Source organism: Variovorax sp. GW821-FHT09B01, assembly GCF_059418345.1.
Map to the genome: position 1 here is coordinate 127,179 of NZ_JBWKPQ010000021.1, position 24,777 is coordinate 151,955.

The following is a 24,777-nucleotide window of genomic DNA, read 5'->3' on the forward strand; positions in this document are numbered from 1 at the left end:
CGGGCGCTTTTTAGAATCGGAGCCATTCTATGAAACACCCCTCGCCACGCCGCGCTGCGTCTGGTGCGGTGCTGGCCCTGGCGTTCGCGGCGCCCTGGGGCTTGCCCGCGCAGGCGCAACAGCCATCGCCCCCGGCCACCGCAGCCACTGCCTCCGCCCCCGGTCCCCAGCAGTTCACCCTCTCCAACGGCATGACCCTGATCGTGCAGCCCGACCGGCGCTCGCCGACCGCGGTGCAGATGGTCTGGGTGCGCGTGGGCTCGATCGACGAAGTCGACGGCACCTCGGGCGTGGCCCATGCGCTCGAGCACATGATGTTCAAGGGCACCCAATCGATCAAGCCCGGCGAGTTCTCGCGCCGCGTGGCGGCGCTGGGCGGGCAGGAGAACGCCTTCACCACGCGCGACTACACCGGCTACTACCAGCAGATCCCGGTCGGCAGCCTCGAGCAGGTGATGAAGCTCGAATCCGACCGCTTCGCCAACAACCAGTGGCCCGACGACGAGTTCAAGCGCGAGATCGAGGTGGTCAAGGAAGAGCGCCGCATGCGCACCGAGGACCAGCCGCGCGCCCTGCTCGGCGAACAGCAGAGCGCGGCCGTCTTCATCGCCTCGCCCTACCACCGGCCGGTGGTGGGCTGGATGAGCGACCTCGACGCGATGACGCCCGAGGACGTGCGCGAGTTCCACCGCCGCTGGTACGTGCCCGCCAATGCCGCGATCGTGATCGCCGGCGATGTCGACGTCGACAAGGTGCGCGCGCTGGCCGAGAAGTACTACGGCGGCATCCCCGCGCGCGCGGTGCCGGTGCGCAAGCCGCGCATCGAGCCGCCGCAGCGCGGCATCCGCCGCATCGAGTTCAAGGCGCCGGCCGAGCAGGCCTACGTCTCGCTGGCCTTCCGCATCCCGCAGCTCGAGAGCATCGATGCCGAGAGCGACGCCTGGGCGCTCGAGGTGCTGTCGGCCGTGCTCGACGGCTACACCGGCTCGCGGCTCGACCGCGCGCTCACGCAGGGACCCGAGCGCGTGGCCGATTCGGCCGGTGCCTATTCGGGGCTGATGGGACGCGGTCCGCAGCTGTTCGGCCTGGCGGGCGTGCCCGCGGCCGGCAAGACAGCCGCGCAGGTTGAGGCCGCGCTGCGCGCGCAGGTCGCGCGCATCGCCAAGGAAGGCGTGGGCGAGGCCGAACTCGCGCGCGTCAAGACGCAGTGGGTGGCGAGCGAGACCTACAAGCGCGATTCGGTGATGGCGCAGGCGCGCGAACTCGGCAGCAACTGGGTGCAGGGCCTGCCGCTCGATGCCGACCCGCGCATGATCGCGAAGCTGCAGGCCGTGACCGCCGCGCAGGTGCAGGCGGTGGCCGCCAAGTACTTCGGCGACGACCAGCTCACCGTGGCCACCTTGGTCCCGCTGCCGCCCGATGCGCGGCCCCGTGCCCGCGGCTTCGCCGCTCCCGCGGGAGAACTGCGTTGAACGCCGCCGCATCGCTCGAAGGTCAGATCCCCATGTCTCTCTCCCATTCCAAGCCGGCCATCGCCGGCCGCCTGCTGCGCACCGGCGTGTTGGCCATGCTCGGCTTCGCCGCCCTGGCCGCGCAGGCCGCGCTGCCGATCGAACACTGGACGCTGGCCAACGGCGCCAAGATCTACCTCGTGTCCTCGCAGGCGCTGCCGATCGTCGACGTCGAGGTCGACTTCGATGCCGGCAGCCGGCGCGATCCCGCCGACCAGGCCGGCCTCGCGAGCGTGAGCTCGACCATGGTCGAGAAGGGCGTGCGCGCCGGCCGCGACGGCGAGCCCGCGCTCGACCAGAACGCGCTGGGCGAGGCCTGGGCCGATCTGGGCGCCGAGTTCGACGTCAGCGCCAGCAACGACCGCACCAGCTACACGCTGCGCAGCCTTGCCGACTCCAAGCTGCTCGACAAGGCGGTGGCGCTGGCCGCGCGCGTGATCGGCGAACCCACCTTCCCCGACGACATCTGGCAGCGCGAACGCGAGCGCCTTTCCGCCTCGATCCGCGAGGGCAACACCAAGCCCGCGACGGTCGCGGCGCGTGCCTTCGCGACCGCGGTCTACAGCGGCCATCCCTATGGCCAGCAGACCACCGAGGCCACGCTCGCGCGCATCGACACCGCGGCCATGCGCCAGCGCTATCAGCAACTGATCGTGCCGTGCCGCGCCAAGCTCAGCATCGTGGGCGCGGTGACGCGCGCGCAGGCCGAGGGCATCGCCAACGCGATGCTGTCGCGGCTGCCCGGCCCCGAGGCCTGCACGCCGCTGCCCGCGATCGCACCGGTGCCGGCGCTGGCCGAATCGAAGGAGGTGCGCATTCCCTTCGAGTCGGCGCAGACCCATGTCTACATCGGCCAGCCCGGCTATCCGCGCAAGGACCCCGACCACTTCGCGCTCAACCTCGGCAACTACATCCTCGGCGGCGGCGGCTTCGTCTCGCGCCTGACCGACGAGGTGCGCGAGAAGCGCGGCCTGACCTACAGCGTCTACAGCGGCTTCGCGCCGGGGCTCGACGCGGGCGCGTTCCGCGTCGGCTTCCAGACCCGGCCCGACCAGGCGGCCGAGGCGGTGAAGGTGGCGCGCGAGGTGCTCGCGAAGTTCGTCGCCGAGGGGCCCACGCAGAACGAGCTCAAGGCCGCGAAGGACAACCTGATCGGCGGCTTTCCGCTGCTGCTCGACAGCAATCGCAAGCTGATCGGCAACGTCGCCAACATCGCCTGGAACGACCTGCCGCTCGATTACCTCGACACCTGGACCGCGCGCATGAATGCCGTGACCGCCGCCGACATCAAGGCCGCGTTCGCGCGCAAGCTGCAGCCCGATCGCATGGTGACGGTGGTGGTGGGCAGCGACCCGCAGGCCAAGCCGCAGGACAGCAAATAGGCCGCTTCAGGCCAGCGCGTGCGGCCCCGTGCGCGAGGCGGCGCGCACGCAATCGCCGAGCCGTGCGAGCAGCCGCGGCGCCGCGCGCGCCTGCTGCCAGTACAGCGGTACCGGCAGCCGCGAGCCCGGCACCAGCTCCACCAGCGAGCCGTCGCCCAGGGCCTGCGCCACCATGCTCAGCGGATGCATGCCCCAGCCCATGCCCGCGCGCGCGGCCTCGACGAAGGCCTGCGGCGAGGGCAGCCAGTGGCGCGGCGTCTCGACCTCGCGATGGCAGATGCGCCGCACCCAGCGCGCCTGCAGCGCGTCCTTGCGGTCGAACACCAGGCTCGGCGCCTGCGCCAGCGTGCGCGCGCCCACGCCCTTGGCGAAGTGCGACTGCACGAAGGCCGGGCTGGCGGCCGCCACGTAGTGCATGGTGCCCAGCGCCTCGCTGTTGCAGCCGGCCACCGGCTGCGCCAGCGCGGTGACCGCCGCCAGCACCGCGCCGCTGCGCAGGCGCTCGGCCGTGTGGTCCTGGTCGTCGACCGTGAGGTCGAGCAGTGCGCCGTGCTGCTGCGAGAAGGCGGCGGCCGCGCCTACGAACCAGGTCGCGAGGCTGTCGGCATTGACCGCCACCCGCACCGTGACCCGCTCGCCGGCCTCGCCGGCGCCCAGCACCGGCAGCGCATCGCGCAGCTCGTGCTCGAGCATGCCCACGCGCTCGACATGCCGGCACAGCTGCAGCCCGGCCTCGGTCGCCACGCAGGGCTGGCCGCGCACCAGCAGCGCGCCGCCGATGCGCTCCTCGAGCAGCTTCACGCGCTGCGACACCGCCGAGGGCGTGACGTTGAGCGCGCGGGCCGCGCGCTCGAAGCTGCCTTCGCGCACCACGGTGGCCAGGGCGTTGAGGGCGGCGTAGTCGAGCATGTGGATGAAGCAAAACTGAACTGGCTTAAGGAAGTTTAGTTTGAGTTAATTCGCGCGCGACGGCAAGCTCGCACCATGTCTGCCGAACTCGTCACCACCGCCTTCCTCAACGGGCTCTTCATGAGCCTGGTGCTCATCGTCGCCATCGGCGCGCAGAACGCCTACGTGCTGCGCCAGGGCTTGCGCCGCGAGCACGTGAGCGCGGTCGTGCTGTTCTGCGCCGTGAGCGACGCGGTGCTGATCTCGGCCGGCGTGGCCGGCATGGCGCAGGCGCTCCAGGGCCGGCCGATGCTGGCCACCGCGCTCGCCGGCTTCGGCGCGCTGTTCCTCGCCGGCTACGGGCTGCGCGCGCTGTGGCGTTCGCGCGCGGCCGGTGCGCTGCGCACGGTCACGCAGGGCAGTTCGCTGTCGCGCACCGCGGTGCTGGCCCAGGCCGCGGGCTTCACGCTGCTCAACCCGCACGTCTACCTCGACACCGTGCTGCTCGTGGGCAGCACCGGCGCGCAGTACGCGGGCTCGCTCAAGGGATGGTTCGTGGCCGGCTCGGCGCTCGCGAGCGCGCTGTGGTTCTCGGCCCTCGGCTACGGCGCGCGACTGCTGGCGCCGGTGTTCGCGCGGCCGCGCGCCTGGCAGATGCTCGACGCGCTGATCGGCGGCACGATGCTGGTGCTGGCGGCGCTGCTCGCGCGGCGCGCCATCGCGGGCTTCTGAGCAGCGGTGGGGCCGGGCGGGCGCGTTAAGCTCGCCGCATGCCCCGCAAGCCTGCCGCCGCGCCCTCGCGCACCCCAACGACTTCTTCCCCCGCGCGTCCGGCGCGCGCGCACGAGGTGCGCATCATCGGCGGCCAGTGGAAACGCACCCGCCTCGCCGTCGCCGACAAGCCCGGCCTGCGCCCCACGCCCGACCGCGTGCGCGAGACGCTGTTCAACTGGCTCGCGAGCCTGGCCGGCGCCGGTGGCGGCGAGCTGCCGGGCTGGCAGTGCATCGATGCCTTCGCGGGCACCGGCGCGCTCGGCCTCGAGGCCGCGTCGCGTGGCGCGGCCGGCGTGCTGCTGTGCGAGCAGGACGCCGCGCTGGTCGCGCAGATCCAGGCCGCCAAGACCAAGCTCGCCGCCGAGGCGGTGCGCGTGGAGCGCGGCAACGGCGTCACGGCGCTCGAGCGCGCGCCGGCCGCGAGCCTCGACGTGGTCTTCCTCGACCCGCCCTTCGACAGCACCACGCTCTACGAACCCGCGCTGCGCGCCGCCGCGCGCGCGGTTCGCGCGGGCGGTGCCATCTACCTCGAGGCACCGCGGCGCTGGAGCGACGAGGAGGCGGCCGCGCTCGGCCTCGTCGTGTTCCGTCACTTGAAGGCCGGCGCGGTGCATGCACACCTTTTGATGCATGCCGCACACGGCACTGCATAATCCGCCGACCCAAGCCGCATCGGCTGCATGAGGAGGTAGCAACCATGGCCAGCAACGTGATCGCGGTTTATCCCGGCACTTTCGACCCCATCACCCTCGGGCACGAGGACGTGGTGCGGCGTGCGACCCAACTGTTCTCGAAGGTGATCGTCGCCGTGGCGGCCGGTCACCACAAGAAGGCGCTCTTCACGCTGCAGGAGCGCATCGAGATGGCGCGCGAAGCCGTCAAGCCCTACAGCGACCAGGTCTCGGTCGAGAGCTTCTCGGGCCTGCTGCGCGACTTCGTCGTGGCGCGCGGCGGCAAGGCCATGGTGCGTGGCCTGCGCGCCGTCACCGACTTCGACTACGAGTTCCAGCTCGCGGGCATGAACCGCTCGCTGATGCCCGACGTCGAGACCGTGTTCCTCACGCCCAGCGACAAGTACCAGTTCATTTCCAGCACCTTCGTGCGCGAGATCGCGATGCTCGGCGGCGAGGTGCACAAGTTCGTCTCGCCCAACGTCGAACAGCAGCTCGCGGCCAAGGTCCGAAGCCTCGGCAGAGAGTAGGCGCCGCCGATGAGCGGCGCGCTGGCGCCCCGTTTGCACCTGTTGGGCGACGCGGCGCTGCTGTGCGACCTGCCCGGTCCCGCCACGTTCGTCCAGCAGCAGAAGATCTGGGCGCTGGCGCGCGAGGCCGGCCGCTGGAGCGGCGTCGGCGAAGTGCTGCCGGGCATGAACAACCTCACGCTGACCTTCGATCCGACCGCGGTCGACCTCGAGGCGCTGAGCGCGCGCGTGCTCGAGGCCTGGCCGCGGCTCGAGGCCGGCGGCATCGAGGGCCGCGACATCGAGATTCCCGTGGCCTACGGCGGCGAGCACGGTCCCGACCTCGCGGACGTGGCGGCCCACACCGGCCTGTCGACCACCGAGGTGGTGCGCCGCCATGCCGCGGCCGAGTACGTGGTCTACCTGCTGGGTTTCCTGCCGGGCTTCGCCTTCCTCGGCGGACTGCCGGCCGCGCTCGCCACGCCGCGTCGCGCCGAACCGCGCACGGCCGTGCCTCCGGGCTCGGTCGGCATCGGCGGCGAGCAGACCGGCATCTATCCGCTGCGCTCGCCGGGCGGCTGGCAACTGATCGGGCGCACCGAGGTCGCGCTCTTCGATCCGCTGGCCGCGTCGCCGACCCTGCTGCGGCCCGGCGACCGCGTGCGCTTCGTCGTCGAAAGCCTGCGGCCATGACGCTCCTGATCGAGAAGCCCGGCCCGCTGGCGTCGGTGCAGGACCTCGGGCGCCACGGCCATCGCCAGCTCGGCATCTGCCCGGGCGGCGCGCTCGACACGCTGGCGCTGGCGATTGCCAACCGGCTGGTGGGCAACGCCACCGGTGCGGCCGGGCTCGAGCTGACCCTGGGCGGCAGCGTGCTGCGCTTCGAGACCGACACGCGCATCGCGCTGGTGGGCGACGACTTCGGCGCCACGCTCGACGGCCAGCCGCTGTGGCCGTGCTGGAGCGTGCCGGTCGCGGCCGGGCAGACGCTGCGGCTCGCGAGTGCCAACGCGGGCGGCAAGGCCGGCCTGCGCAGCTGGCTCGCGGTGGCGGGCGGCATCGACGTGCCGCCCGTGCTCGGCTCGCGCAGCACCGATCTCAAGGCCGGCTTCGGCGGCCACGAAGGCCGTGCGCTGCGCAAGGGCGACCGGCTGCCATTGGGCGAGTCGGCGCTGGCCGAGGCGCAGCGCGCGCGGCGCGCCTTCGGGGTGCGCGGTCCCGAGTGGGAGCGCGATGCCGCGGCCGACGGCGCCATCGCTCTGCGCGTGCTGCCCGGCCCCGAGTTCGAGCAGTTCACGGTCGCCTCGCGCGACCAGCTCTGGGGCGAGCGCTGGCGCATCACGCCGCAGAGCAACCGCATGGGCAGCCGGCTCGCGAGCGCGAGCGGCGCCGAGCTGCGGCGCAAGCGCGCCACCGACATGCTGTCCTCGGGCGTGATCCCCGGCACGATCCAGGTGCCGCCCTCGGGCCAGCCGATCATCCTGATGGGCGACGCCCAGACCACCGGCGGCTATCCGCGCATCGGCGTGGTGATCCGCGCCGACCTCTGGAAGCTCGCGCAGGCGCCGCTCGACGGCAACCTGCGGCTGGTGCCGGTCGATGCCGCCACCGCGCTGGAGGCCTGGGCCGCGCAGCAGCGCTACGTCGCGCAGGTGGTGCAAGGCCTCGCGGCGGCGGGCTGGCCGACCCCGGCATAGACTGCGGTCTTTCCATTCGCCGCATCGCTCCAGGAGTCCTCCCATGCACATCGACCTCAACGCGGACCTCGGCGAAGGCGCCGGCAGCGACGAAGCGCTGCTCGGGCTCGTGAGCTCGGCCAACATCGCCTGCGGCTGGCATGCGGGCGACCCGAAGACCATGCACCAGTGCGTTCGCTGGGCCGTCGCGCACGGCGTGGCCATCGGCGCGCACCCCAGCTTTCCCGACCGCGAGAACTTCGGCCGCAGCACCATGCACCTGCCGCCCGACGAGATCGTCTCCAACGTGCTCTACCAGGTCGGCGCGCTCGCGGCCATCGTCAAGGCCGAGGGCGGCCGGCTCGCGCACGTGAAGGCGCACGGCCAGCTCTACAACCAGGCGGTGAAGGAGCCCGAACTCGCCGACGCGCTGTGCGAGGCCGTGCGCCGCTTCGATCCTGCGCTGAAGTTCTTCGGCCTCGCGGGCAGCGGCATGATCGACGCCGCGCGCCGCGCCGGCCTCGTGCCGGTGGAGGAGGTGTTCGCCGACCGCGGCTACATGCCCGACGGCAGCCTGGTGCCGCGCAGCCAGCCCGGCGCGCTGATCGAGGACGACGCGCAGGCCATCGCCCAGACCCTGGCCTTCGTGCGCGAGCGCCAGGTCAAGGCCATCGACGGCAGCATCGTGCCGGTCAATGCGCAGACCGTCTGCCTGCATGGCGACGGCGCGCATGCGCTGGCCTTCGCGCGCCGCATCCGCGAGCGGCTGCTGTCCGAAGGCATCGAGGTGCGCGCGGACTGACGAAGCCGCGCGACGGCGCATCCGCCGCTCAGGCGGGCAGTGCTTCCTCGCAGGCCAGCGCACTCACCCAGCGCGGCCCGATCTCCTCGCAGTAGTCGGCCACCACGGTGCGCGTGAGCCGAGCCACCGCCTGGACCGCGGGCGCCGTGCCCTCGGCATGCGCGAGGCTGATCGCCATCGGCGGCAGCGCGGGGCCGTCGCGCACCTCGAGCTCGCCGGCCGCCAGTTCCTGGCGCACGAACACCGGCGGGATCGCGGCCACGCCGAAGCCGCCCTTGGTCAGCTGGATGATCGACTGCACCGACGGAAAGCTGCACACGCGCGGCTCCGCGGCGCGCCCCGCGAACAGCGCCTTCACGTGCGCGCGCGGGCCCGAGGTGCGCGAGAAGGTCAGAAGCGGCACCCGCTCGAGGTCCTCGAGCCGCAAGGTGCGCGCATGCGGCAGCAAGGTCGGGCGCGCCACCCAGCGCATCGGGAAGCTGCACAGCGGCAGCAGCACCGACTCGCCGCTGCGCGCGAGTTCGGAGACGTCGTCGTTCTGGATCAGCAGGTCGAACTTGCGCTGCCGGAACTGCTCGCGCAGGTTGTGCGCCGTGTCGACCGTGATGTCGGGCTCGACCGCGGGCAGCCGCGCGCTCAGCAGGTGGATCAGCGGCGTGAGCCAGGTGTGGACCACCGTCTCGATCACGCCGATGCGCACGCGCCCCGAGGGCGGCGCATCGGGCTGCACCGAGCGCTTGAGCTGCTTCTCGAGCGCGAGGATCTGCTCGGCCTGCGCCACCACCTGCTCGCCGATGCGCGTGAGCCGCAGCGAGCGCTGCGAGCGGTCGACCAGCTGCACGCCGAGCTCTTCTTCCAGCGCCTCGATGCGTTTGGACACCGCGGCCTGGGTGGCGCAGAGCATCTGCGCCGTCTCTCGGAAGCTCTTGAGCCGGTCGAGCATGACCAGCGTTTCGAGGAAACGGGTGTTCATCTTCTGCCTCTCCCTGGTCCGAGCATCGTTGAACTTTTGTTATCGGGTTGTTTAACAAAAACTCGTTCGACTCGATCAATTGCTCATGTTTTCATCAAGTTGTCGCACACGTAAGCGGTGCAACCCGCCCCCCGGCGGCAGCTTCGGTCTCTGACCGAACGCTGCAGGAGCCGTGCCAGCGGGTTGCTGTTTTGTTTTTCGTTGCTGTCAGGTACTGGATCAGGGAGAGATCGAATGAAGAAAGCGAAGGCAAGGCGCGCCAGGATCGGTGCCGCCCTGGGGATTTGCGCGCTGGCGGTCGCCGGCTGCGGTGGCGGAGGTGGGGGCGGGGGTGTCGACCCGGCGGTGCTGGCTGCGATCGCCGCCGCCGGTGGCACGCAGCCGCCCACCCCACCGGCACCGCCGCCGCCGCCCGCGCCGCCACCGCCGGCCGTGCGCGCCAAGTGCGCGATGGACAGCGCCGTGGAGGCCTCCTACGAGGAGCGGCGCCTGCCCAACAAGATCGCCGCCAGCGATGCACTGAGCTATTCGCAGCAACTGCTGCAGGCCAGCGGATTCGACCGTTTCGGCCCCGACTTCGCCGCCAAGCTCTGCAGCGACGGCCTGGCCGGCGCCTCGAGCTACGACGAGGCGGTGGCGCTGCTGCACGCCGAGGGCCGCAAGCTCTGGCAGGCGGCGCTCGACCGCGTGCAGGGCCGGTCGGTCCAGGGCACGCTGGCCAAGAGCGACGACCGCATGCTCTATTGGGCACGCCTGACGATGACGCTCGCGCTGCGCCAGTGGAAGCCCGAGTTCGCGCTGACGGACGCGCAGCGCGCCGCGCTGCAGAACGAGTTCGAGCGTGCATCGCGCGGGCAGCTTTCGATCGATTTCCCCGAAGGCGCGGGCCACAGGCGGATCCTGGTGAGCGGCTTCGATCCGTTCTCGCTCGGCGAGCCGAGTTCGGATGCCGGGGTCGAGTCCGGCGACATCGGACTGCTCAGAGGCAACCCCTCGGGCGCGACCATCCTCTCGCTCGATGGCCAGACCGTGGCGCTGGCCGACGGCACGACCGCGGTGATCCGCACCTTCATCCTGCCCGTCAACTACGGTCCGTTCCTCGCCGGCATGCAGGAGGACACGCTGGGGCCCTGGTTCAAGCCCGGCGGCAAGCGCGTCGATGCGTCGATCACCATGAGCCAGGGGCGCAACAGCTTCGACCTGGAGCACTACAACGGGCGCTATCACTTCTCCGCCGCCGGCAACGACAACCTGAGGCCTCCGTGCACCGGCCTTCCCTCGAACCAGGATTGCGAGATCAACCCGCCGGAACGCTGGTTGGGGTATTCGCCCACGCCATGGTCGAAGGATGCGCCGTCGCAGTTCACCGTCGCAAGCCTGCCGTTCCAGAGAATGATCGATGCGGCCACGGGCGACTGGAAAGTGGCTCGGAACGACGATTACGATGTCATCGAGTGCACCCTCGACGCTCTTTTTCCGCCCGAGGGAACGAAGCCGAATCCGCAAGAGCTGAACTGCGCGCTGCAGGGCGGGGGCGGCAACTACCTGTCCAACGCCAGCGCGTATCGCAACACCTTGCTGCGCGACGTCTTCCGGCTCGATATCCCGGCAGGCCACATCCACACGCCGACCCTGAAGATTCCTAGAGGCCTCACCGATCGGGAGTTCGAGACCGAGCGTGACAAGATCGTCGAGCAATCTCGCAACCTGGTCATCGAGGTGGCCCGGAGCCTGGCTTCGCCGCCTGCCCTGTGATTTCCCGGGAGAACGACCATGAAACTCATCGCAGCCTTCGCATTCGCGCTCGGCACCGCCCTGATCTGCGGTCCGGCGCTGTCCCAACCCACCGGCGGGTTCTATCTGTTCAAGCACAAGGACAACGGCAAGATCGTGTGCTTCCAGCAGGTCATCAACTCCGATTGGGACCGGCTGTCGGGCCCGTTCCGGGACGCCGAATGCAAGATCGAGCAGAAGCCCAAGCCCGCGCGCGGTGACCTGCCCGCCAATCCGCTCGACCTCGCGCCCAGGAAGTAGCGACGCCAGGGGGCGCTTGCGGTAACGTCGGTCCCATGACCTCGCCGAAGACGCCCCGAACCTCTCCACCATCGCGCGTGCTGCTGACCGGCTTCGAGCCCTTCGGCGGCGAGGCCATCAATCCTTCATGGGAAGCGGTGCGCGCGCTCGACGGCTGGAAGCACGCCGGTGCGGTGGTGCATGCGCGCCAGATGCCCTGCGTCTTCGGCGCGGCCATCGAATCGCTGGCCGAGGCGATGGACGAACTGAAGCCGCGGCTGGTGCTGTGCATCGGCCAGGCCGGCGGCCGCGCCGAGGTCACGCCCGAGCGCGTGGCGATCAACATCGACGATGGCCGCATCGCCGACAACGCGGGGCTGCAGCCGGTCGACGTGCCGGTGGCGCCCGAGGGCCCCGCGGCCTATTTCTCGACGCTGCCGATCAAGGCCATGGTGCGCGACCTGCGCGCCGCGGGCGTGCCGGCCTCGGTGTCGAACACGGCCGGCACCTTCGTCTGCAACCACATCTTCTATGGCCTGATGCACCAGCTCGCGCAGCGCGCGCAGCCAGGCGTGCAGGGCGTACGCGGTGGCTTCATCCACATCCCCTACCTGCCCGAGCAGGCGGCGAACTTTCCGGGCGCGCCGAGCATGGCGCTCGCGACCCTGGTCGAGGCGCTGCGCATCGCGGTGCGCACCGCGCTCGAGGTCGAGCGCGATATCGCCGAGACCGGCGGCCTGCTGCACTGACCCCAACGCTCAGGCCGCGAACAGCTTCGCGAGCCAGCCGTTGAGCGCGTCATTGACCAGCGCCGGCTTTTCCATCGTCAGCATGTGGCCGCACTGCGGCACCCACACCACTTCCGCCTGCGGCAGCAGCGCCGCGAGTTCGCGCGTGCATTCGGGCGGCGCGAGGCGGTCGTCGTCGCCGCACATCAGCAGCACCGGCGCGCGCAGCGACGCGAGGTGCTTGCGCGCATCGGGCCGGGCCATCACGGCGCGGTTCTGGCGCGTGAGCTGCTCGGCGCCGGCGCCCAGCACCATGTCGAGGTAGCGCTGCACCAGCACCGGGTCGGCGGCCTGGGCCGGATGGAAGGCGAAGAACACGTTGGGCTCGATCACCTCGCGCAGCTCGCCGCGCGCGAAGTACTCGATCGCGCCTTCGCGCAGCGCGCGCATGTCGGGCGTCTCGGGCCGCGCGCTGGTGCCCAGCAGCGCCAGGCCCGCGATGCGGCCGGGCGCCTGGCGCGCAGCTTCCATCGCGACCATGCCGCCCATCGAGGCGCCGCACAGCACCAGCGGGCCGGGGTTCTCGGCCAGCACGGCGGCGGCCATGCCCTCGATGGTGGCGTGGCGCAGCTGGACGTCGCTCACGCGCGGCGAGAGCGAGGAGGGGAGGGCGGGGAGCTGGGCGTCCCACAGGCGCGCGTCGCACGCGAGGCCGGGAAGAAGTACGAGGGTGGCAGGCATGCCGGGATTCTGCGCGAGGAGGCCATCCCGGCGCATCGGCATAGGCTTCCTGGCCAGCAGCCAGACGCGCCGCGGCTCGACATACTCGCGCCGCCACCCCTTCTCCTTTCCCTTCGACTTCCATGAACCTGGTTCAACGCGTGCAGGACATCCTGCTCAAGCCCAAGGCCACCTGGGCCCTGATCGATGCCGAGCCCGAGGACGCCGCCTCGCTCTACAAGAACTACCTGATGATCCTCGCGCTGATCCCGGCCGTGGCCGGCTTCATCGGCCTGTCGGTGATCGGCATGGGCGCCTTCGGCGTCAGCTTCCGCGTGCCGGTGCTCGCGGGGCTGGTCAACATGGCGGTGGGCTACGTGCTGTCGCTCGTGGTGGTGTTCGTGGTCGGGCTCATCGTCGATGCGCTCGCGCCCACCTTCGACGGCGTGCAGAGCCCGGTCGCCGCGCTCAAGCTCGCGGTCTATGCCTCCACTGCCTCGCTGGTCGGCGGCGTCTTCAGCCTGCTGCCCTCGCTGTCGGTGCTGGGCGCGCTGTGCGGGCTCTACGGCATCTACCTGATCTACCTCGGCCTGCCGGTGCTGATGAAGTGCCCGGCCGACCGCGCGCTGCCCTACACCGCGGTGGTGGTGGTCTGCGCCATCGTCGGCGGCTTCACGATCGCGTGGGTGCTCTCGCTGCTCACGCCTTCGCCGGCGCTGCGATTGGGCGCACTGCCGCTGGCCTTGGCCTGAAAGCGCACCCTGCGCGGGTGCCGGTGGTGGGACAATGGCGGTCGATGCCCACGCCCAAACCCGACACCACCACCGACATCATCCTCATCCGCCACGGCGAGACCGCCTGGAACCGCGAACTGCGCTTCCAGGGCCACGCCGACGTGCCGCTCAACGACATGGGCCACGAGCAGGCGCGCCGCATCGGGCTGCGGCTGGCGCAGGAAACCGCGGTGCAGCACGTGATCAGCAGCGACCTGCTGCGGGCCCAGCAGACGGCGGCGCCCGGTGCCTCGCAGCTCTCGCTGCCGATCGCCACCACGGCCTCGCTGCGCGAGCAGTTCTTCGGCATCGCCGAAGGCATGCGTTCCGACGAGATCCAGGCCCTGCATCCGCGCGCCTGGGAAGAGTGGCTGGAGTTCCGCGAGGACCACGCCATGCCCGAGGGCGAGACGCCGCGCGAGTTCCATGCGCGCATCGTCGCGGCGCTCGGCACCATCGCCAGCGCGCATCGCGGGCAGCACCTGATCGTGGTCACGCACGGCGGCGTGCTCGACATGGTGTGGCGCACGGCGCATGGCCTGAGTCTCAGCGGTCCGCGCCGCAGCGAGATTCCCAACGCCGGCTTCAACCGCATCCGCATCGCCGATCCCGCGGCGCCCGAGGCGATCGAGATCGTCGAGTGGGCCGACACGCGGCACCTGGCCGACCTGCCGCCGCAGCCGACCTACGACCAGACGCGGCACCTCCAGCGCAAGGACTGAAGCGGCTCAGCCGCAGCTGCCGGCCTTCGGCGTGCGCAGCAGCGGCCGGCCCGCGCCGACGCCGGTCGGCTGGCCCTGGTCCACCGCGAGCTGGCCGTTCACCAGCACCGTGCGCACGCCCTCGGACAGCAGCGTCGGTTGCGTGTAGGTGGCACGCGCGGCGAAGCGCGCGGGATCGAACACCACCACGTCGGCGTAGTAGCCGGGCCGCAGATGGCCGCGTTGCACCAGCCCCAGCGTGTCGGCCGTGAGCGAGGAACTGCTGCGGACGAACTGCGCGAGCGAGATCGCGTGCTCCTTCACCACGTATTGCTCGTACTTGCGCGCGAAGGTGCCGTAGGCGCGCGGATGGCCCTGCGAGGAATCCGACGAGGTCATCACCCAGGGCCGTTTCATGAAGGCACGCACGTCGTCGTCGCTCTGGTTGAACGAGGCGATCATCAGGTCGCCGTCGCGCAGCACCGCGATGGCGGCGTCGACCGGGTCGGCGTTCGTGTCCTTCGCGACCTGTGCGAGCGTCTTGCCCACGTACTTCGTCCTGCCGGCCGAGAACAGGATCGCGTCGGGCCCGCCGCGCAGCCGCAGGTTCTCGCGCATGCCGCCGCGCAGCCGCTCCTGTACCGCGGCATCGTCGAAGCGCTGCAGCAGCGCGGCGCGGCCGCCATCGATGGCCCAGGGCGGGATCAGCGCGGCCGAGAAGCGGGTGCTCGAGGCGGTCCACGGATAGTGGTCGGCCGTGATGTCCAGGCCCTTGGCGCGCTCGCGTTCGATGCGCTGGATGATGTCGCCGCTCTGGCCCTGCACGTCGACGCCGAGCGCCTTGATGTGCGCCACGTGCACCGGCAGCTTCGCCTCGTGGCCGATGCGGATCACCTCGTCGATCGAGCCCTTGAGCCCGATGTTGTACATGGACTCGTCGCGAATGTGGCTGTCGTAGAGCCCGCCGTGGCGCGCCGCCACCTTCGCGAGCGCGATCACCTCCTCGGTCTTCGAGAAGTTCTGCGGCGGATAGAAGAGCCCGGTCGACAGGCCCAGCGCGCCCTCGCACATGGCCTGGCTCACGTGGCGGCCCATGGCCTCGAGCTGCTCGGGCGTGGGCTGGCGGTTGGCCTCGCCGAGCTGGCTGGTGCGCACCGGCCCGAAGCCGACGTACATCGCGACGTTGGTGCCCACCGGCACGGCGCGCAGCCGCTGTGCCTGGGCGGCGATGTCCCAGCCGCCGAAGCCGTCGTTGCCGATCACGGCGGTGGTCACGCCCTGGGTCAGGAACGGGATGTTGAGGCGCTTGCGCGCGTCGTTCGAATGCAGGTCGGTGTCGGCATGCGTGTGGGCGTCGATGAAGCCCGGCGCCACCACCATGCCGGTGGCGTCGATGGTGCGCTTCGCCTTGAACTGCGCGGGCATCGCGCGGCCCGCGAACACGATGCGGTCGCCCGCGATGCCGACGTCGCCGACCACCGGCCGGTCATCGTCGCCGGTGTAGACGGTGCCACCGCGCAGCAGCAGGTCGAGTTCGACCGGTGCGTCGGCCGGCTGGGCGTGGAGCGAGGGTGCGAGGAAGGCGAGCGCGGCCAGGGCGATGAGCGAGGTCTGCATGGGGCGATGTGGGCACGGGTGGAAACGCCGGCCAGTGTGGAGTCGCCTCGCGCGTGCCGCCAATTCCTTTTGCGGCACGCCCCATGTCCTGAACTCATGAGCGCGCGGCGATCTCCGGCAGGCCCAGTTGGCGGTAGACCTCGGCCGCCTGCCGGCGCAGCCGCAGCGATTCGGGCTGGCCGTTGAGCTGCTGCTGCAGGATGCCCTGCGCGCCGGTCAGCGTGGCCTCGGTGCCGCTGCGCACCAGCGCGTCGAGGTAGACCTGCTCGAACAGGTCGCGCTGCGCATGGCTGCCGCCGATCTCGATCATGCGCGGCAGCGCGGTGCCGAGGCCGTCGATCGCCGCGGTCAGGTCGCCGCGCGCATGGGCGCGCAGGCCGTGCGCGGCCGGCACGCACACGCGCTGCCAGGCCGCGCGCGTCGAGGCCGGCGCATGAGGCGCGAAGGCCTCGATGTTGGCCAGCAGCGTGTCGGCCTCGGGCCGGCCCGCGCGTGCCAGGCCGTAGAGGTACTGCAGGTCGAGAAAGGGCAGCACGTGGTCGGCCTGGCGCTGCAGCAGGTGCGTCGCCACGTCGTCCCAGCGATCGCCGACGTCGACGCCCGCGAGCTCGAGCCGCGCGAGCAGCGAGACGGCGCCGATCTGGTCCTGCGAATACTCCTTGACCACGCCCCAGGCATGGCGGTCGTAGACCGCGAGCGCTTCGTCGCCGCGGCCCAGGTCGATGAGGAACAGCGCCACGTGCCACCAGTTGTGCGTGACCATGAAGGAGTTGAGGCCGACCCAGGTGTCGCTCACGCTCTCCATGAAGGCCAGGCCTTCGGCGAGCCGGCCCTCGGTGAGCATCACGTGCGCGAGCGCATGGTGGGCCCAGGGCTCCTTGCGGCACAGGGCGATCGCATGGCGCGCGCTGGCCTCGGCCTCGCGCATCAGGTGGCACTGCTCGTAGCCGAAGGCCGCCATGCCGTGCACGTAGGGCACCTCGGCCGCATGCGGCAGCACGGCGAGCGCGAGCCGCAGCATGCCGGGGCAGTCGCCGGTGTTGAAGCAGTGGTACTGGCCGAGCTTGAGCGACACCAGGTCGCGCGGATGCTCGCGCGCCTGTTCGGCATGCAGCGCGATGGCGCGCGCGATGTCGCCGTCGGCCCAGGCCTCGATGGCGGCGATGTAGCGCTGCTCGCGCGGTGTGGCGCGCGCGGCCTGCTCGCGCGCCCTGGCGAGGAAGGGACGCGCATTGGCCACGGCCTCGCGCGATTCGGCGAACAGGTGCAGCGTGGCGCCGTAGGCCTGCACGATGGGGCTCGGGTCGCGCTCGGTGGCGGCGAGCAGGTTGACCGCGCGGGCCTCGCTCGAGATGAAGCCCATGACGAAATCGTCGACCAGCGGCAGGCTGGCGGCGTCGTCGAGCGTGAGGGGGTTGCCGAGGCTGTCGGCGTGGCGGACGGTGTTCGACGGGGGGCTGACGGAAGGCATGGCGCATCGTGCCATGCCCCCGTGGCCGCTTCAACGCGCCGCCTCAGACACCGGCCTGTTGATGCCGGTACTCCTGGGTCTTGCCACCGTAGCCGTAGGCCGCGCCGCGCGCGTCGATCACGTGGATGTATGAGACCTCATGCAGGTTCGGCCGGAGCCTGGCCATGGCCGCATGGACCTCGCGCAGGTAGCGCGCCTTCTCGGCCTTGGTGTTGGTCTCGTCGGTGATGCTGATGTCGAGGTGGAAGGCCGACTTTCCGAGCGCGGCCAGCGACTGGCCGCCGATGAACCAGGTCTCGGCGGCGATGTACTGCACGGTGATGGCGATCACCGGCAGCTGCTTGCCGAGCACGCTCTGGGTGAGCTCGGCGACGGCGTCGACGGTCTGGCGCGTGAGGTCGGCATCGGGTTGGCCGGAGAGGTGGACGACGATGTGGGGCATGACGGACTCCTTGGTGGATGGGTGGTCGATGGGGTGATTGTGGGCAGCACCTCGTCATCGGAAAAGCGGGAAGATATGATGGAAGTCATCGGAATATCGGATGGATGAGCCATGCAGGGATTCGATCTGGAACAGCTGCGCACGCTGGTGGCGGTGGTCGACGCGGGCAGCCTCACGGCCGCGGCGCCGCGGGTCTTCCTCTCGCAGTCCTCGGTCAGCGAGCAGATGCGCAAGCTCGAGGAGCGCGCGGGCCAGTCGCTGCTCACGCGCAGCAAGGCCGGGGTGTTGCCGACCGAGGCCGGCGCGCGGCTGCTGGTCCATGCGCGGCGCATCCTGGCGCTCAGCGACGAGGCCTTCCGCGACCTGCATGGCGAGACGCTGGCGGGCGAGCTGCGGCTCGCGGTCACCGACTACTTCCGTCCGGGCGACCTGACGCAGCTGCTGGCGCGGCTCGCGCAGGGCCATCCGCGCGTGCGGCTGCACGTGAGCATCCTCAAGAGCGATGAGCTGCGCGCGGCCTACGCGCGCGGCGATTTCGACGTGGCGCTGGCGATGCACATCGCGGGCGTGTCGACGCCGCCGCCGGGCAGCCCGGCGGTGCTGCGGCGCGAGTCGCTGGCCTGGCTGGGCGCGGCCGGCATGCGGGTGGTGCGCGGCGAGCCGGTGCGGCTGCTGGTGCTGCCCGACACCTGCTCGCTGCACCAGTTCACGGTGGCATTGCTGCGGCGGAGGCACGTGCCCTACGTGCTCGCGCACGTGGCCTCGGGGGTGGCGGGGCTGCAGTCGGCATTGGCGGCGGGGCTCGGCGTGGCCTGCCTCAACGAGTCGGCGATCGGCGAAGGGGTGGCGCGGCTCGCGGCGCCGCATGGGCTGCCGGCGTTGCCGCGCGTGGCTTTCCAGTTCCTGCCGGGGCGCAGGGGAGAGACGGAATTCGTCGCTCGGGCGCGGGAGATGCTGGCCGTGCAGCTGGCCTAGTTTCTTGAGGCGTCGGGGGCGCGTGCACGGGACGCCGGGTACTCCCCTCCGCGAATGTCCCCCGGCCTTCGGCCTCCTCCTTGATTTCGCTGCGGGGAGTACCCGACGCCCCGTGCACGAGGGGCGTTGGGTTGCGCGGCGGGTGCTACCGCCGCGCTCGGAGGAGGCTCGTTCCTTAACCCCAGGACAGGGCCGACAGGTCGTTCACGAAGATCGGGTTTTCCTTCCAGATGCCCTTGACGTTCTTCTTCGCCACGGTCGGGAACTGCGGCTGGTAGAGGAAGCCGTTGGCCGCGTCGGTGGCCAGCATCTTCTGCGCGTCGCCCAGCAGCTTGTTGCGCTCGGCGGTGTTGGCGGTGGTCTTGATCTTGTCGAACAGCGTGTCGAAGGCCTTCGACTGGTAGCCCCAGTAGTAGTCCGACTTGGCGTAGTTGCCGAGGTCGAAGGGCTCGACGTGCGAGACGATCGACAGGTCGTAGTCCTTGTTGCCGTAGGTGCCGCTGAGCCATTGCGCCCACTCGACGTTCTGCACCTTCGCCACGATGCCGATCTTGGCGAGCTGGGCCACGATCACCTCGCCGCCCTGGCGCGCGTACGGCGGCGGGGGCAGGGTCAGCTTGAGCTCGAGCGGGGTCTTCACGCCGGCCTCGGCCAGCAGCTTCTTGGCCTTCTCGATGTCGAAGGGGTTGATGCCGGTGGTGTCGACATAGCCGGCCGCGCCGGGCACGTAGTGGCTGCCGATCGGCACGCCGAAGCCGTCGGCCGCGCCCTCGATGACGGCCTTGCGGTCGATGGCCGCGAGGATCGCGCGGCGCACGCGCACGTCGTCGAGCGGCTTCTTGCGGTTGTTGATCGACAGGATGGTCTTGGCGCGCGAGCCGGCCAGGATGGTCTGGAACTGCGGGTTGGCCTTGAACTGCGGCACCACGCGCGTGCCGATGCGCGGGAACATGTCGACGTCGCCCGAGAGCATGGCCGCGGCCTGGGCCGCGGTGTCGGAGATGAAGCGGAAGGTCGCCTTGTTGATCTTCGCGTTGCCGGGGTTGCGGAAGCCATCCCACTTGCTCAGCGTGATCGAGGAACCCTTGACCCAGTTGTCGAGCTTGTAGGGGCCGGTGCCCACGGGCTTGGTGGCGTTGCCGTCGGCGCTCTTGGGCTCGACGATCACCGCGGTGGCCTGGCCCAGCACGAAGGGCAGGTCGGGGTCGATCTCCTTGTTGATCACGACCACGGTGTAGTCGTCGGTCGCCTGCGTGCTGAGGTTGGCGAAGGTGCGCTTGTCCTTGTTCGTGCTCTTGTCCGAGCCGGCGCGGTCGAACGAGAACTTGACCGTGGCCGCGTTGAAGGGCTCGCCGTTCTGGAACTTCACGCCGCGGCGCAGCTTGAAGGTGTAGGTCTTGAGGTCGGGCGAGACTTCCCAGCTCTCGGCCAACAGCGGCGTGACGCTGCCGTCGGCGTTGATCTTGGTCAGCGTCTCGAGGATGTTGTACTGCACCACCTCGGCGATCGCGGCCGCGGCGCCCGCGGTCGGATCGAGGCCCGGCGGCTCGAGCGCCATGCCGATCACGATGGCGTCCTTCCGTCCCTGGGCCATGCCGGCCAGCGGTGTGGCCAGGGCCACGGTGGCGCCAGCGGTGGTGAGGAGGGTGCGACGGTTCAACATACGTGGTGATCTCCGGAAAAACGTCTGGAAAGGCAAAGGGCTGCCTCGAGGGGATGAGGAGGCGGCGCGCCCCGAATCAAGGCGCTGCGCCGCGAGAGACCCTCGGCGCAGCAGGAAAGATGCCACGCCGTGCAGCCAAAAGCATTCTCGCGCAGCGCGCCCGCCGCCGATGCCGCGGCGCGGCGCTTTTTCCTCGGGAGGTTCCCGGATGCGGAGGGCCGCGAAAGGTCAGCGGCCACTCACGCCCAGGACATCGCGGCGATGTCGTTGGCGAAGATCGGCGCGTCCTTCCACAGGCCGCGCAGGCCGCGCGCGGCGATGGTGATGAGCTGCGGCTGGTAGAGGAACACGTTGGCCGAGTCCTCGGCCAGGATGCGCTGCGCCTCGCCCAGCAGGCGCAGGCGGTCGGCCTCGCGCGGCGCGTTGCGCGACTTCTCGAACACCTCGTTGAACTTCGCCGACTGGTAGCCCCAGTAGTACTCGGGGCGCGTGTAGTTCACGAGGTCGAAGGGCTCGACATGCAGGATCACCGACAGGTCGTAGTTCTTGTTGCCGTAGGTGCCGCTGATCCACTGCGCCCACTCCACGTTCTGGATCTTCGCGACGATGCCGACCTGCGCGAGCTGCGCGGCGATCAGCTCGCCGCCCTGGCGCGCATAGGGCGGGGGCGGCAGCACCAGGTCGAGCTGCAGCGGCAGCTTCACGCCGGCCTCGGCCAGCAGGCGCTTGGCCTTCGCGGGGTCGTAGGGATTGATGCCGGTGGTGTCGACGTAGCCCGGCGCGGTCGGCACGTAGTGGCTGCCGATCGGGATGCCGCGGCCATCGACGGCCGCGTCGATCACCGCCTTGCGGTCGATCGCGGCCGCGATCGCGCGGCGCACGCGCACGTCGTCGAGCGGCTTGCGCCTGTTGTTGATCGCGAGGATGGACTTGCCGCGCGAGGCGTTGAACAGGATCTGGAAGCGCTTGTCGTTCTGGAACTGCGAGAGGCTGCGCGAGACCGAGGCATGCGGGAACAGGTCGATGTCGTTCGACAGCAGCGCGGTGGTCTGCGCGGCCGGCTCCGAGACGAAGCGGAAGCTCGCGCGGCGGATCTGCACCGCGTCGGCATGGCGGTAGCCGTCCCACTTCGCGAGCACGATCGACGAGCCCTTGGCCCAGTTCTCGAGCCGGTAGGGGCCGGTGCCCACGGGCTTGGTGGCATTGCCCTCGGCCGACTTGGGCTCGACCACGATCGCCGAGGCCTGGCCGAGCTGGAACAGCAGGTCGGGCTCGATCTCCTTGGCGATCAGCACCACCGTGTTCGCGTCGAGCGCCTGGGTCGTGAAGTTGGCGAAGAAGCGCTTGTCCTTGTTGGTGCTGTTGGCGGCCGAGGCGCGGTCGAACGAGAACTTGACCGTGTTCGCGTCGAAGGCCTCGCCGTTCTGGAACTTGACGCCGCGCTTGAGCCTGAAGGTGTAGGTGCGCAGGTCGGGCGAGACCTCCCAGCTCTCGGCCAGAAGCGGCGTGACGCTGCCGTCGGAGTTGATCTTGGTCAGCGTCTCGAACACGTTGTAGAGCACCACCTCGGCGATTTCGGCACCGGCCTTGGCCGTGGGATCGAGGCCCGTGGGTTCGAGCGTGAGACCGAGCACCAGCGTGTCCTTGCGGCGTGCCTGCGCGAGGGCACCGGCCGGCAGCACGAGGGGCGCGAGCGCGGCGGCGCCGGTGGCGAGGAGGGTGCGTCTGTGAAGCATGGGCGGGCGGTCCTTTGAGCGGTGGCGGGGGCATGCGCCCTCCGGGCGCGCCGCATCATCCGCGAGGAGAGGCCCGGTGCGCAACCAGATGCTTATGCCCTGGTTGCATGACAGGCGCGCTCAGTGCCCCGGCGCCTGCAGCACCGCGCCGAGCAGCGTGCGCGTGTACGGGTGCTGCGCGTTGGCGAACAGCTCCTGCGGCGTGCCTCGCTCGACGATCTGCCCCTTGAAGACCACGCACACTTCGTCGCACAGGTGGTTGACGACGGCCAGGTCATGGCTGATGAGCAGGTAGCTGATGCCGAACTGCTGCTGCAGGTCCTGCATGAGGTTGAGCACCTGGGCCTGCACGGAGACGTCCAGGGCGCTCACGGGCTCGTCGGCGACGATGAGCTTGGGGCGGGTGATCAGCGCCCGTGCGATGGCGATGCGCTGGCGCTGGCCGCCCGAGAACTCGTGCGGGTACTTGTCGAGGTCGGTGGGGCGCAGGCCCACGGCGGCGAGGGACTCGGCGGCGCGCTCGCGCTGCTCCTTCTTCGAGATCTGCGCCAGTGCCTCGAGCGGCTCGGCCACGATGCGCGCGACCGTCTGGCGCGGGTCGAGGGAGCCGTAGGGGTCCTGGAACACCATCTGGAAGTCGCGCCGGGCGGTGCGCAGCTCGTCCCTGCTCAAGGAGTGCAGTTCGCGCCCTTCGAGCTTCACGCTGCCCGAGGTGGGCTTGTCCAGCGCCATCACGAGTCGTGCGATGGTCGACTTGCCCGAACCGGACTCGCCGACGATCCCCACGCTGCGCCCGGCCTGCACCTCGAAGCTCACGCCGTTGAGGGCCTTGACCGTGGGCGGCGGGCCCAGCAGCTTCTCGCGCGGCAGCGCGTAGTGGCGTACGAGGTCGGTCACTTGCAGCAGCGGGGTGTTGTTGGTGGTCGTGCTCATGCCACGGCCTCCGCTTCGATCTCTGCAATCTCTCCAAGCCGGATGCATCGCACCGCATGGTCGTCAGGCAGCATCACCGCCGGCGGGCGCGTCGACTGGCAGGCATCGACCGTGTAGCTGCAGCGCCCCGCGAAGGGACAGCCCGGAGGCAGGTCCACCAGTTCGGGCACGCTGCCGCGAATCGTTGCCAGCCGCTGCCCCTTGGGCGCGCCGATCACCGGCCGCGCCGCGAACAGCCCCTTGGTATACGGATGCGCCCGGTCCGCGAAGAGAGCCCGCGTCGGCCCGCTCTCCACCACGCTGCCGCCATACATCACGAGCATGCGCTGCACGCTGTTGGCGATCACGCCCAGGTCGTGCGAGATCAGGATCAGCGCCATGCCCATCTCGGCCACCAGGTTCTGGATCAGGTCGAGCACCTGCTTCTGGATCGTCACGTCCAGGGCCGTGGTGGGTTCGTCGGCGATCAACAGGTCGGGCCCGCAGGCCAGCGCCATGGCGATGCCGATGCGCTGGCGCTGGCCGCCGGAGAACTGGTGCGGATAGGCATCCAGGCGCGAGGCCGCGTCGGGGATGCCCACGCGCTGCAGCAGGTTCAGCGCCTCGGCGCGGGCCTGCTTGGCGGTGAGGCCTCGGTGCAGCCGCAGCGGCTCGCCGACCTGGCGCGCGATGGTGTGCACCGGGTTCAGGGCCGTCATCGGCTCCTGGAAGATCATGCCGATGCGGTTGCCGCGGATCTGGCACATGGCCGACTCGGGCTGCCCGATGAGCTCCTGGCCGTCCAGGCGGATGCTGCCCGTGACCTTGGCGGTGGCCGGCAGCAGGCCCATGAGGGACATGACCGTGATGGACTTGCCGCAGCCCGACTCGCCCACGATGCCGAGGGTCTGGCCGCGCTCGAGCGAGAAGGAGACGCCGCGCACGGCCTGGGCGGGGCCGCGCTGGGTCTGCAGGCCGATGTGGAGGTTGTCGACTTCGAGGAGGGGCATGGGGTTGGCCACGGTGCTGGTGGTTGCCATGTCGCTCACCTCGCGCGCGCCAGGCGCGGATCGAGCAGGTCGCGCAGGCCGTCGCCCAGCAGGTTCAGGCCCAGCACCGCCAGCGCGATGGCCATGCCGGGGAAGACGGCCAGCAGCGGCTGCTGGAACATCAAGGTCTGCGCCTCGCTGAGCATGCGGCCCCAGGACGGTTGCGGCGGCTGCGTGCCCAGGCCGAGGTAGGAGAGGGCGGCCTCGGCCAGGATCGCGATGGCGAAGCGGATGGTGATCTGCACGATCAGCACCGCCGAGATGTTGGGCAGCACGTGCTGCATGGTGATGGCGAAGCTTCCCTTGCCGCAGGCGCGCGCGGCGGCCACGTACTCGCGCGACCAGATGGCGTTGGCCGAGGCGCGCGTGATGCGCGCGAAGGTGGGGATGTTGTAGATGCCGATGGCGATGATGGCGTTGACGATGCCCGCGCCGAAGACGGCCGTCATCATGATGGCCGAGAGGATGGCGGGGAAGGCCAGCGAGAAGTCGGAGAAACGCATGATGGCTTCTTCGACCCAGCCCCGGCGCGCGGCGGCCAGCAGGCCCAGGGCGGTGCCGACCACCAGGCCGATGCCGACCGCGATGACGCCCACCAGGATGGAGGCGCGGGCGCCCACCAGCAGCAGCGAGGCCACGTCGCGTCCGAAGGCGTCGGTGCCCAGCCAGTGGCTGGCCGAAGGCGCCTGCATCTTGTTGGCCATGTCCATGGCGTAGGGCGAGTAGGGCGTCCAGAGGTAGGAGACCAGGGCCGCGAGCAGCAGCAGGGCGGCGAGCACGCCGCCGATGAC

25 protein-coding genes are annotated in these 24,777 nt (G+C 70.6%); 14 read left to right on the plus strand and 11 right to left on the minus strand.

From position 1 onward, the window contains the following. Positions 1-29: 29 nt before the first annotated feature. Together AC07RV_RS36265 and AC07RV_RS36270 are read left to right on the plus strand one after the other, a co-directional pair. Positions 30-1,472 carry a M16 family metallopeptidase gene (locus AC07RV_RS36265; protein WP_296788270.1) on the plus strand — a complete coding sequence of 481 codons (1,443 nt, stop codon included), beginning with the start codon at positions 30-32 and terminating at the stop codon, positions 1,470-1,472. 95 nt (positions 1,473-1,567) lie between these two features. Next, complete coding sequence (locus AC07RV_RS36270; protein WP_296788330.1) at positions 1,568-2,893, plus strand: M16 family metallopeptidase; 1,326 nt, start codon at positions 1,568-1,570, stop codon at positions 2,891-2,893. A gap of 6 nt (positions 2,894-2,899) precedes the next feature. Here AC07RV_RS36270 and AC07RV_RS36275 read toward each other — a convergent pair whose 3' ends face one another. Beyond that, positions 2,900-3,802: a LysR family transcriptional regulator ArgP gene (locus AC07RV_RS36275; RefSeq protein WP_296788273.1), complete on the minus strand. Its 903-nt coding sequence runs from the start codon at positions 3,800-3,802 to the stop codon at positions 2,900-2,902. 75 nt (positions 3,803-3,877) lie between these two features. On the opposite strand from AC07RV_RS36275, the gene AC07RV_RS36280 reads away from it, so the two are divergent. Genes AC07RV_RS36280 through pxpA form a run of 6 tightly spaced genes read left to right on the plus strand, consistent with a single transcriptional unit; the run spans position 3,878 to position 8,213 of the window. Beyond that, positions 3,878-4,513: a LysE/ArgO family amino acid transporter gene (locus AC07RV_RS36280; RefSeq protein WP_093347394.1), complete on the plus strand. Its 636-nt coding sequence runs from the start codon at positions 3,878-3,880 to the stop codon at positions 4,511-4,513. Between the two features lie 38 nt (positions 4,514-4,551). Beyond that, positions 4,552-5,208 (plus strand): RsmD family RNA methyltransferase, encoded by a 657-nt coding sequence (locus AC07RV_RS36285; RefSeq protein WP_296788277.1) that lies wholly within the window; start codon positions 4,552-4,554, stop codon positions 5,206-5,208. A gap of 44 nt (positions 5,209-5,252) precedes the next feature. Continuing rightward, entirely contained in the window at positions 5,253-5,756 is a 504-nt protein-coding gene (gene coaD / locus AC07RV_RS36290) for a pantetheine-phosphate adenylyltransferase (protein WP_057596071.1), read from the plus strand. A gap of 9 nt (positions 5,757-5,765) precedes the next feature. Then, a complete protein-coding gene (pxpB, locus tag AC07RV_RS36295; RefSeq protein WP_093347389.1) occupies positions 5,766-6,428 on the plus strand; it encodes a 5-oxoprolinase subunit PxpB in 663 nt (220 codons plus the stop codon). After that, a complete protein-coding gene (locus AC07RV_RS36300) occupies positions 6,425-7,432 on the plus strand; it encodes a 5-oxoprolinase subunit C family protein (protein WP_296788284.1) in 1,008 nt (335 codons plus the stop codon). The genes pxpB and AC07RV_RS36300 overlap by 4 nt, the downstream gene beginning before the upstream one ends. Before the next feature lie 43 nt (positions 7,433-7,475). Continuing rightward, positions 7,476-8,213 carry a 5-oxoprolinase subunit PxpA gene (gene pxpA / locus AC07RV_RS36305; RefSeq protein WP_296788286.1) on the plus strand — a complete coding sequence of 246 codons (738 nt, stop codon included), beginning with the start codon at positions 7,476-7,478 and terminating at the stop codon, positions 8,211-8,213. 28 nt (positions 8,214-8,241) lie between these two features. On the opposite strand, the gene AC07RV_RS36310 is transcribed toward pxpA, so the two are convergent. Beyond that, the gene (locus AC07RV_RS36310) at positions 8,242-9,186 is read right to left on the minus strand and encodes a LysR family transcriptional regulator (RefSeq protein WP_093347381.1); all 945 of its coding nucleotides are present in this window, start codon (positions 9,184-9,186) and stop codon (positions 8,242-8,244) included. Between the two features lie 450 nt (positions 9,187-9,636). Between AC07RV_RS36310 and AC07RV_RS36315 the strand changes: the two genes are divergently transcribed. Genes AC07RV_RS36315 through pcp form a run of 3 tightly spaced genes read left to right on the plus strand, consistent with a single transcriptional unit; the run spans position 9,637 to position 11,948 of the window. Then, positions 9,637-10,941, plus strand: coding sequence for a PA0049 C-terminal domain-containing protein (locus AC07RV_RS36315; protein WP_492715599.1), 1,305 nt, complete (start codon positions 9,637-9,639; stop codon positions 10,939-10,941). 18 nt (positions 10,942-10,959) lie between these two features. Further along, positions 10,960-11,220, plus strand: a complete 261-nt coding sequence (locus AC07RV_RS36320; RefSeq protein WP_093347376.1) for a hypothetical protein — start codon at positions 10,960-10,962, stop codon at positions 11,218-11,220. Positions 11,221-11,255: 35 nt separating this feature from the next. Continuing rightward, the gene (pcp, locus tag AC07RV_RS36325) at positions 11,256-11,948 is read left to right on the plus strand and encodes a pyroglutamyl-peptidase I (RefSeq protein WP_296788292.1); all 693 of its coding nucleotides are present in this window, start codon (positions 11,256-11,258) and stop codon (positions 11,946-11,948) included. Between the two features lie 9 nt (positions 11,949-11,957). Here the strand turns inward: pcp and AC07RV_RS36330 are convergent, their stop codons facing one another. Continuing rightward, positions 11,958-12,668, minus strand: coding sequence for an alpha/beta fold hydrolase (locus AC07RV_RS36330; protein WP_296788295.1), 711 nt, complete (start codon positions 12,666-12,668; stop codon positions 11,958-11,960). A gap of 122 nt (positions 12,669-12,790) precedes the next feature. Here AC07RV_RS36330 and AC07RV_RS36335 point away from each other — a divergent pair, with 122 nt between their 5' ends. Beyond that, positions 12,791-13,399 carry a Yip1 family protein gene (locus tag AC07RV_RS36335; RefSeq protein ID WP_296788298.1) on the plus strand — a complete coding sequence of 203 codons (609 nt, stop codon included), beginning with the start codon at positions 12,791-12,793 and terminating at the stop codon, positions 13,397-13,399. 44 nt (positions 13,400-13,443) lie between these two features. Further along, complete coding sequence (locus AC07RV_RS36340) at positions 13,444-14,142, plus strand: histidine phosphatase family protein (protein ID WP_296788300.1); 699 nt, start codon at positions 13,444-13,446, stop codon at positions 14,140-14,142. A 6-nt stretch (positions 14,143-14,148) separates the two neighbouring features. Here the strand turns inward: AC07RV_RS36340 and AC07RV_RS36345 are convergent, their stop codons facing one another. The 3 genes from AC07RV_RS36345 to AC07RV_RS36355 form a co-directional block, all read right to left on the minus strand. Further along, positions 14,149-15,738 (minus strand): N-acyl-D-amino-acid deacylase family protein, encoded by a 1,590-nt coding sequence (locus tag AC07RV_RS36345; protein WP_296788303.1) that lies wholly within the window; start codon positions 15,736-15,738, stop codon positions 14,149-14,151. Between the two features lie 94 nt (positions 15,739-15,832). After that, positions 15,833-17,209 carry a tetratricopeptide repeat protein gene (locus AC07RV_RS36350; protein ID WP_296788306.1) on the minus strand — a complete coding sequence of 459 codons (1,377 nt, stop codon included), beginning with the start codon at positions 17,207-17,209 and terminating at the stop codon, positions 15,833-15,835. A gap of 43 nt (positions 17,210-17,252) precedes the next feature. Then, on the minus strand, positions 17,253-17,651 hold the full coding sequence (locus AC07RV_RS36355) for a tautomerase family protein (RefSeq protein ID WP_208509943.1): 399 nt from the start codon (positions 17,649-17,651) through the stop codon (positions 17,253-17,255). 111 nt (positions 17,652-17,762) lie between these two features. Here AC07RV_RS36355 and AC07RV_RS36360 point away from each other — a divergent pair, with 111 nt between their 5' ends. After that, positions 17,763-18,626: a LysR substrate-binding domain-containing protein gene (locus AC07RV_RS36360; protein ID WP_296788311.1), complete on the plus strand. Its 864-nt coding sequence runs from the start codon at positions 17,763-17,765 to the stop codon at positions 18,624-18,626. Positions 18,627-18,801: 175 nt separating this feature from the next. Here the strand turns inward: AC07RV_RS36360 and AC07RV_RS36365 are convergent, their stop codons facing one another. The 5 genes from AC07RV_RS36365 to AC07RV_RS36385 form a co-directional block, all read right to left on the minus strand. After that, the gene (locus AC07RV_RS36365) at positions 18,802-20,289 is read right to left on the minus strand and encodes an ABC transporter substrate-binding protein (RefSeq protein ID WP_296788314.1); all 1,488 of its coding nucleotides are present in this window, start codon (positions 20,287-20,289) and stop codon (positions 18,802-18,804) included. 239 nt (positions 20,290-20,528) lie between these two features. Continuing rightward, positions 20,529-22,025 carry an ABC transporter substrate-binding protein gene (locus AC07RV_RS36370; RefSeq protein ID WP_296788317.1) on the minus strand — a complete coding sequence of 499 codons (1,497 nt, stop codon included), beginning with the start codon at positions 22,023-22,025 and terminating at the stop codon, positions 20,529-20,531. A gap of 120 nt (positions 22,026-22,145) precedes the next feature. Then, the gene (locus AC07RV_RS36375; RefSeq protein ID WP_444852744.1) at positions 22,146-22,958 is read right to left on the minus strand and encodes an ATP-binding cassette domain-containing protein; all 813 of its coding nucleotides are present in this window, start codon (positions 22,956-22,958) and stop codon (positions 22,146-22,148) included. Next, complete coding sequence (locus tag AC07RV_RS36380) at positions 22,955-23,947, minus strand: ABC transporter ATP-binding protein (RefSeq protein WP_495330467.1); 993 nt, start codon at positions 23,945-23,947, stop codon at positions 22,955-22,957. Before AC07RV_RS36380 ends, AC07RV_RS36375 begins: the two co-directional genes overlap by 4 nt. Positions 23,948-23,982: 35 nt before the next feature. Then, the coding region (locus AC07RV_RS36385; protein ID WP_495330464.1) for an ABC transporter permease at positions 23,983-24,777 on the minus strand (795 nt) is incomplete at its 5' end.

What these genes read in the sequence shown, in the direction of transcription:
- AC07RV_RS36265 (WP_296788270.1), top strand. Translation starts at nt 30, where the DNA reads ATGAAACACCCCTCGCCACGCCGCGCTGCGTCTGGTGCGGTGCTGGCC.
- AC07RV_RS36270 (WP_296788330.1), top strand. Translation starts at nt 1,568, where the DNA reads ATGCTCGGCTTCGCCGCCCTGGCCGCGCAGGCCGCGCTGCCGATCGAA.
- AC07RV_RS36275 (WP_296788273.1), bottom strand. Translation starts at nt 3,802, where the DNA reads ATGCTCGACTACGCCGCCCTCAACGCCCTGGCCACCGTGGTGCGCGAA.
- AC07RV_RS36280 (WP_093347394.1), top strand. Translation starts at nt 3,878, where the DNA reads ATGTCTGCCGAACTCGTCACCACCGCCTTCCTCAACGGGCTCTTCATG.
- AC07RV_RS36285 (WP_296788277.1), top strand. Translation starts at nt 4,552, where the DNA reads ATGCCCCGCAAGCCTGCCGCCGCGCCCTCGCGCACCCCAACGACTTCT.
- coaD (WP_057596071.1), top strand. Translation starts at nt 5,253, where the DNA reads ATGGCCAGCAACGTGATCGCGGTTTATCCCGGCACTTTCGACCCCATC.
- pxpB (WP_093347389.1), top strand. Translation starts at nt 5,766, where the DNA reads ATGAGCGGCGCGCTGGCGCCCCGTTTGCACCTGTTGGGCGACGCGGCG.
- AC07RV_RS36300 (WP_296788284.1), top strand. Translation starts at nt 6,425, where the DNA reads ATGACGCTCCTGATCGAGAAGCCCGGCCCGCTGGCGTCGGTGCAGGAC.
- pxpA (WP_296788286.1), top strand. Translation starts at nt 7,476, where the DNA reads ATGCACATCGACCTCAACGCGGACCTCGGCGAAGGCGCCGGCAGCGAC.
- AC07RV_RS36310 (WP_093347381.1), bottom strand. Translation starts at nt 9,186, where the DNA reads ATGAACACCCGTTTCCTCGAAACGCTGGTCATGCTCGACCGGCTCAAG.
- AC07RV_RS36315 (WP_492715599.1), top strand. Translation starts at nt 9,637, where the DNA reads ATGGACAGCGCCGTGGAGGCCTCCTACGAGGAGCGGCGCCTGCCCAAC.
- AC07RV_RS36320 (WP_093347376.1), top strand. Translation starts at nt 10,960, where the DNA reads ATGAAACTCATCGCAGCCTTCGCATTCGCGCTCGGCACCGCCCTGATC.
- pcp (WP_296788292.1), top strand. Translation starts at nt 11,256, where the DNA reads ATGACCTCGCCGAAGACGCCCCGAACCTCTCCACCATCGCGCGTGCTG.
- AC07RV_RS36330 (WP_296788295.1), bottom strand. Translation starts at nt 12,668, where the DNA reads ATGCCTGCCACCCTCGTACTTCTTCCCGGCCTCGCGTGCGACGCGCGC.
- AC07RV_RS36335 (WP_296788298.1), top strand. Translation starts at nt 12,791, where the DNA reads ATGAACCTGGTTCAACGCGTGCAGGACATCCTGCTCAAGCCCAAGGCC.
- AC07RV_RS36340 (WP_296788300.1), top strand. Translation starts at nt 13,444, where the DNA reads ATGCCCACGCCCAAACCCGACACCACCACCGACATCATCCTCATCCGC.
- AC07RV_RS36345 (WP_296788303.1), bottom strand. Translation starts at nt 15,738, where the DNA reads ATGCAGACCTCGCTCATCGCCCTGGCCGCGCTCGCCTTCCTCGCACCC.
- AC07RV_RS36350 (WP_296788306.1), bottom strand. Translation starts at nt 17,209, where the DNA reads ATGCCTTCCGTCAGCCCCCCGTCGAACACCGTCCGCCACGCCGACAGC.
- AC07RV_RS36355 (WP_208509943.1), bottom strand. Translation starts at nt 17,651, where the DNA reads ATGCCCCACATCGTCGTCCACCTCTCCGGCCAACCCGATGCCGACCTC.
- AC07RV_RS36360 (WP_296788311.1), top strand. Translation starts at nt 17,763, where the DNA reads ATGCAGGGATTCGATCTGGAACAGCTGCGCACGCTGGTGGCGGTGGTC.
- AC07RV_RS36365 (WP_296788314.1), bottom strand. Translation starts at nt 20,289, where the DNA reads ATGTTGAACCGTCGCACCCTCCTCACCACCGCTGGCGCCACCGTGGCC.
- AC07RV_RS36370 (WP_296788317.1), bottom strand. Translation starts at nt 22,025, where the DNA reads ATGCTTCACAGACGCACCCTCCTCGCCACCGGCGCCGCCGCGCTCGCG.
- AC07RV_RS36375 (WP_444852744.1), bottom strand. Translation starts at nt 22,958, where the DNA reads ATGAGCACGACCACCAACAACACCCCGCTGCTGCAAGTGACCGACCTC.
- AC07RV_RS36380 (WP_495330467.1), bottom strand. Translation starts at nt 23,947, where the DNA reads ATGCCCCTCCTCGAAGTCGACAACCTCCACATCGGCCTGCAGACCCAG.